A 6,153-nucleotide genomic window follows, 5' to 3' on the forward strand; every position below is an offset into this window, starting at 1 on the left:
ATGCGTTCGGCGATGCGGTCCTTGGAGGAGCCGCCGGGGTTGAAGTATTCGACTTTGGCCGCGATGGTGGCCTTGATGCCTTCGGTCACATGGTTGAGGCGGATGAGCGGGGTGTTGCCGATGAGTTCTGCGGTGCTGTTGTGGATGGTCATGACGTTTCCTTTGGGGTTTTGCGGTTTCGGTGATTCGGTTGGGATGCGCTCCCGGGAAGCCACGTCGTCATGTGCAGCGGTTGAAACAGGACCTGTTGGGATTTTCGCGTTTGTGCGAAGATCACCGTATACGGTTACGGTATGCCGTATGCCGAAGGTTGGCGATCATGCCGATACGTTACGGGAATCCGGAAAATCGAAGTTCTGGCGACCACGCCGAACGTTCTGGAATGTCCTATCTCAAGTTATGCGTCGATGAACCACGCGCCCCTCGGGCGGTTGGTTAGCGACAGCAACAACAAGAGCGATTGAACATGTAGCTTACATTACCACTCCCCCGGGCATCGGCATGTCACCCGCGTTCATCATGCGGACATCCGAACCGTATCAGCTTCCCGGAACGGGCTCGTTCCGCCCCAATAACCTGCGATATAACAGCCTTCGCAGCGCCCAACACCCCACCGGATATCATCGCGTCTACGTGATATACAATGCAATTATGTATAGAGGAACCTCTTTCATATTCCCCGCACATCGAGTACGACCGTCGACGGGGAACAACGGACGTTCCCCGCTCACGCCGGAAGCCGATCGCACCGATCACACCAATCACACCAACCGCAAACGCCATCGCACATGGACGCCTTTCGTGGTTCTCTGGGCGGTGATGTCGACGATTCTCATACTGCTGACCGTGTCCACGCATCCTTCCGACAGCGTGTACACCTTGCAATACCAAGGCGGCACCTTCCTCGTGGACCGTTCACAGTACCAGCAACTCGCCGACGCGTTCCTGCACGGCAGGATCTGGATCGACGCGCATGTCCCCGACTGGCTTGCGGCCATGGATAATCCGTACGACGAACAGGCCAGAGGAACCCTCGGCATGCAAACCGGCGATCCGTCACGCTGGGATTGGGCCTTCTACCATGGCCGGTACTACTGCTATTTCGGCCCGCTGCCGGCGCTCCTGCTCTTCGCGCCGTTCAAAGCACTGACCGGAACCGATCTGCCGACCGCCGCAGGATGCGCGTTCCTTGCGATACTGGCATGCGCTTCGCTCATATTCCTCATCGAAACACTGTGGAAGCGCTATTGGCATGGCACCCCCAGATGGCTCGCGGTCCTCGTCTGCACCGCAATCGTAGCGGCATCCGGATTGACGTATCTGGTGCTCGTCCCATGGTTCTATTCGATTCCCATCCTCGCATCGCTCGCACTCGCGCCCGCCGGCATCGCATTGTGGGCACGCTCTTCCGGCGATGGCCATCACACCCCACGCACTCCGTTCATCGCCATCGGTTCGACGCTTGTCGCGCTCACCATCGCCTGCAGACCGGCGTTCATCCTCACCGCGGTATTCGGCATCATCCTCCTATGGCCGCAAATCCGAACCCGCGATATCCTGTCCACCCGTTCCAGACACGCCATCCTCTCCACCATCGCGGCGATTCTGCCGTTCCTCATCATCGGCTGCGCGATGATGGCATACAACACGGCCCGTTTCGACGACCCGTTCGACTTCGGCGCAGCCTACAATCTCACCGGCTGCGATCTGACGCAACGGCATGTCAGTCTGAAAGCACGCCTGTATTCCGTCCTCCTGCTGTTCCTCACCCCAATCGGTTTCACGAGGGAATTCCCCTACACCATGGACGTGTTCTCACTGGATGAGGCAAACCCATGGGGATTCCTGTTCCGTAATCGGAACATCATTCCGGAACAGTTCGCCGGCGGACTCGTCGCGCTGTCGCCGATCTGCCTGCTCGCATTGCCCGCGGCCATCCGGTATTTCATTCGACTGCGGCGCAGCCAAAACTCCCACGCAACACAGTGCGGTGCGATAGGACTCACGTTCCTCGTTCTCGCCGTCCTCATCGCATGCATCGACGGACCGTTCGGCGTGAACGCGCGTTACCTGTGCGATATGACATGGCTGATGCTCATCGGCACCATGTGCCTGCTGTTCGTATGGAACACGGATGCGCGTGAAAATGGGCGCCGGTGGCTGACCGTCGTGATCGTCGCCCTGCTTATCGTCGGCATCGGCTTGCAGCTGCTATGGCTTATGACCCCGGGGCGGAGCGAAAGCTGGAACGTTTCGAATCCCGCCCTGTATGACTGGTTGCGCAGACTGTTCACGTTCTAGTCGGTTCAGCCGATTCAGCCGATTCAGGCGATCCAGTCGGTTCAGCCGGCCCAGCCGCCTACCTTGCATCGATCCGACCTGCGATCAGGACTGCATGGACGCGGCTTCGATGAGCGAGCGCGTGTACGCGGAACAGGGATGCTTCAGTATTTCCGTGGTCGTACCGCTTTCCTCGACGCGTCCGTCATGTAGGACGACGATACGGTCGGCGATATGCTGCACCACGCCAAGATCGTGCGAGACCATGACCAGCGACATGCTCGGGTTTGCCGCGCGGATGGCGCGGAATGCCTCCAGAATCCTCACGCGTGCGGCCACGTCGATGGCGCTCATCGGCTCGTCGGCAAGAATGATGCCCGGATCGTCCACTATGGCACGCGCGATGGCCACACGCTGCGCCTGCCCGCCGGAAAGATCCATGGGGTACCGTGCGGCGAACACCGCCGGGTCAAGCCCGACCACACGCAATGCATGCTCGGCCTGCGAGGCGATCTCATCATTGCCCATGCCCTTGTGGTGCAAGCGCAACGGCTCCTCTACGGAACGTGCGACGCGCCAGCGCGGGTCGAGCGAGGCGAAGGGGTCCTGGAACACCAGGCCGGTCTGTCCGCGTAGCATGCGGCGCACGGCAGAGCCCCGCTTCCCCATTGTCTGGCCGCGATACGTGATCTCGCCCGAATCGGCGGATCCCAAGCCGAACAGCACACGCGTCAGCGTCGATTTGCCCGAACCGGAAGCGCCGATAATCGCCAGGCACTCCCCCTCGTATACGTCAACGTCCACGTCGAACAGCACCTGCCTGCGTTCCCGCTTCGAACCGAAGCTTGTACAGATGCCACGCCCCTGCAGCACGATGTCACTCATTGCCGTCGTCTTTCCTCATGATTGCCGTGTTCTTGAACGTCTCCCGCTTGGATTGCGCTCTCGCGGATTCCCGGCTGCCAACACTGCTACCAGCACTGTTGCCATGCGGCAGGGTAAGCAACCTGGCCGCATCGACCAAACGTCGCGCGGGTTCGCTTGCCGGCGCCTGCAATAGGCTTGCGGTCGTACCCGTTTCGGCGATCGAACCGCCGTCCAGCACATAACAGCGCGTAGTGGCGCGTGCGAGCACCGCGAAATCATGGGTGATGAACAGCATGGACGCGCCGGCATCGTCGACCAGCGACGTCAGCAGGTCGACGATCTGACGTTGCGTGATCGAATCCAATGCCGTGGTCGGCTCGTCGGCGATGATGAATCGCGGCGAAGTGATCAGCGCGGTGGCGATGCCGACACGCTGCTGCTGCCCGCCGGAAAGCTGATGTGGGTATTTCAGCAGTGCATCCTGGGAAAGCCCCACTTTGTCAAGCATCGCCTTGACACGATCAAGACGCTCGTCAAGCGACAGATCGTAGTGCAGGTACAGCGGCAGACCGATCTGCTGTGCAACCGTCATCACGGGATTGAGCGCTGCCGCCGGATTCCGGAACACCATGCCCATATAACGCCCGCGCAAATCGGCCATGGCGGTATCGTCCAATCCGATCAGCTGTTTGCCGCCGACCATGATCGAACCGCTTATCCGTGCCGTATCGGGCAGCAACCCCATCAGGGCCTTGGCGATCATGGATTTGCCCGACCCGGAGGAACCGACCAGGCCGACCCGTTCGCCATCGGCTATGCCCATGCACACATCGCGCACGATGGGCTTCGTACCAATGGCGATGTTCAGTCCGCGAATTTCAATGCTCATGCCGCCTCCCTCAGCTCGGGATTGGTCAATGGGTCGATGGCGTCACGCAGTGCATCGCCGAACAGATGCAATGCGATCACCGTCATCGTTACGACTAGTCCCGGCCATAGCACGGTCAGAGGGTAGATGCTGATGAATTTCACGGATGTGGCGAGGGAATGCCCCCAACTGGGCACGCCGGCGCCTACGCCGACACCAAGATAGGTCAGCCCCGCCTCGGCCAGTATCGATGTTCCCGCGCTCATCGACAACTGCACCAGCAGCACCGGCATCACATTCGGCATGATATGCCTGACGAACACGCGCATGCCGGAGGCTCCGAACCATACCGCCGATTCAACATACTGCGAACGCGCGGCGAGTACGGCCGCAGGTCTTGCGATACGCGCCAGATTCAGTCCGTAGGCGAATCCGCATGCGGCCACAATCACCGCCGCCGAGGCGCCGAACGGCACGGACAGCATCAATGCGATCAGCACGGTCGGTATAGAGATCAGCGCATCGACCACCACCACCGACGTGGATCGCAGCACGGTGTTGCGCGACACCATGGCGGCCACCAATGCCAGGCCGAATATGCCGGACACGGCAACGGTCAGCAATGCGATCGCAAGATTCGTGCGCGATCCGGCCATCAGCCAGCTCAGCACATCGGCGCCGACGCCATCCGTCCCCAACGGGTGCGCGGCCGAGGGCGAGGCCCATGCGTGGAATCCGTCGGTCTCCAGCAGCGTATGCGGCGTCCATACGAGCGAAACCAGCGAAACCAGCACCCACAGGCCGAGCACGGTCAGCGCATATTTGCCGCTGGCTTTGCGCCATATCGAGCGCATAACCACACGAGCAGTGGACATCACAGCACCTCCTGCAAGTCGGTGGAAGCGTTTTTCAGTCTTGGGTCGAGCGCATGATGCGCCATATCGACCGCCAGCCCCAGCAGCAGGAAGAACGCGGTCAGCAGGAACAGTTCGCTCTGCACCGCGATCAGATCCCGGTTGCCCACATCGGTGACGAGCATTGCGCCAAGTCCCGGCAGGGCGAACAGGTTCTCGACCACCATCACGCCTGTTACCATTTGGGCGAAGGTCAGTCCGATAACCGATACCAGCTGCGGCAGCGACAGCCGCAATCCGACGCGCAGCAATGCCTGTTTGCGTGTCATGCCGCAGGCCATGGCCATGCTCACGGCCTGGGATTGCGCGGCATCACCTAATGCGGCACGCGTATAGCGCATGATTCCGGCCCCGGCGGTGATGCCGGTGGCCAACGCGGGGAGCACCAGCGACGCCAATGCACGCCTTGGGCTCGCCCAGCCGTCGTTCGGGAAGCCCTGTGAGGGGAAAAGCCCCAGCAATCCCGAGCCGCGCGAGAACAGCAGAATCAGCAGCAGGCCGCTCCATAATGCGGGAACGGCACCGCCGATAATGGCGATCACATGGAGCAGTCCACGCCATCTTCTGTTTCTGGTGATAACGGCCGCGCAGCCAAGCGGCAATCCGATGAGCAGTGCTATGGCAAGGCTGAGTACGATAAGCGGGAACGTGACCGCAGACCGCACGCCGACCTGCAAGGCGACCGATTTGCCGCTGATGGCGGATACGCCCAGATCGCCATGCAGCAGGCCGGTCAGCCAGTCCGCATATTGCATGGGCAACGGCCGGTCGAGCCCCATCTCCATGCGCAGCGCGGCGATACGGGCTGCGGTCGCGTTCGTTCCGGCCATGACGGCTGCAACGTCACCGGGAAGCACACGCAATGCCAGAAAAACCAGTATCGACAATCCAGTCAGCGCCGCCACGAACAGCAGCAGCCGTTTGGCCACGAATCTCATATCATTTCGCCTTGCATCATTTCACTTTGGCGATCTGCCACAGGGGCAGTACCGTCTGGCTGAGCTTGTCAGGGAATCCCTTGACACTCGTGTTGTACGCCACGGTCACACGGTAGCCGAACAGCCAATCCGCAGGGGCGTCCTCGCTGACGGCCTTCGCCGCCTGCTTGAGGTATTCGTTGCTTTCCTCCTCGTCGGTGGCCGCGAGCGCCTTGGCGTAGAGCGCCTGCACGTTCTTGTTGTCGTAGTGGTAATAGTAGTCCGGCGTGGTCCACTTGTAGAAGTC

The 6,153-nt window shown here is 60.9% G+C and carries 6 protein-coding genes and 1 pseudogene; 1 reads left to right on the forward strand and 6 read right to left on the reverse strand.

Annotation, left to right across the window (positions count from 1 at the left end; translation table 11 throughout):
- A partial coding sequence (locus ACR0P8_RS08240) for a pyridoxal-phosphate dependent enzyme (protein ID WP_432624621.1) occupies positions 1-152 on the reverse strand: 152 nt, incomplete at its 3' end.
- Positions 153-801: 649 nt separating this feature from the next.
- Between ACR0P8_RS08240 and ACR0P8_RS08245 the strand changes: the two genes are divergently transcribed.
- The gene (locus ACR0P8_RS08245; protein WP_432624618.1) at positions 802-2,301 is read left to right on the forward strand and encodes a hypothetical protein; all 1,500 of its coding nucleotides are present in this window, start codon (positions 802-804) and stop codon (positions 2,299-2,301) included.
- Between the two features lie 84 nt (positions 2,302-2,385).
- On the opposite strand, the gene ACR0P8_RS08250 is transcribed toward ACR0P8_RS08245, so the two are convergent.
- The 5 genes and pseudogenes from ACR0P8_RS08250 to ACR0P8_RS08270 form a co-directional block, all read right to left on the reverse strand.
- Positions 2,386-3,165, reverse strand: coding sequence for an ABC transporter ATP-binding protein (locus tag ACR0P8_RS08250; protein ID WP_042990065.1), 780 nt, complete (start codon positions 3,163-3,165; stop codon positions 2,386-2,388).
- The gene (locus tag ACR0P8_RS08255; RefSeq protein WP_432624619.1) at positions 3,158-4,036 is read right to left on the reverse strand and encodes an ABC transporter ATP-binding protein; all 879 of its coding nucleotides are present in this window, start codon (positions 4,034-4,036) and stop codon (positions 3,158-3,160) included. Before ACR0P8_RS08255 ends, ACR0P8_RS08250 begins: the two co-directional genes overlap by 8 nt.
- Positions 4,033-4,890: an ABC transporter permease gene (locus ACR0P8_RS08260; protein ID WP_039774884.1), complete on the reverse strand. Its 858-nt coding sequence runs from the start codon at positions 4,888-4,890 to the stop codon at positions 4,033-4,035. Before ACR0P8_RS08260 ends, ACR0P8_RS08255 begins: the two co-directional genes overlap by 4 nt.
- On the reverse strand, positions 4,890-5,867 hold the full coding sequence (locus tag ACR0P8_RS08265; RefSeq protein WP_432624620.1) for an ABC transporter permease: 978 nt from the start codon (positions 5,865-5,867) through the stop codon (positions 4,890-4,892). Before ACR0P8_RS08265 ends, ACR0P8_RS08260 begins: the two co-directional genes overlap by 1 nt.
- A gap of 16 nt (positions 5,868-5,883) precedes the next feature.
- Positions 5,884-6,153, reverse strand: a pseudogene (locus tag ACR0P8_RS08270) (ABC transporter substrate-binding protein); the annotation flags it as partial.

This window comes from Bifidobacterium sp. (genome assembly GCF_050874245.1).
Lineage (GTDB): Bacteria > Actinomycetota > Actinomycetes > Actinomycetales > Bifidobacteriaceae > Bifidobacterium.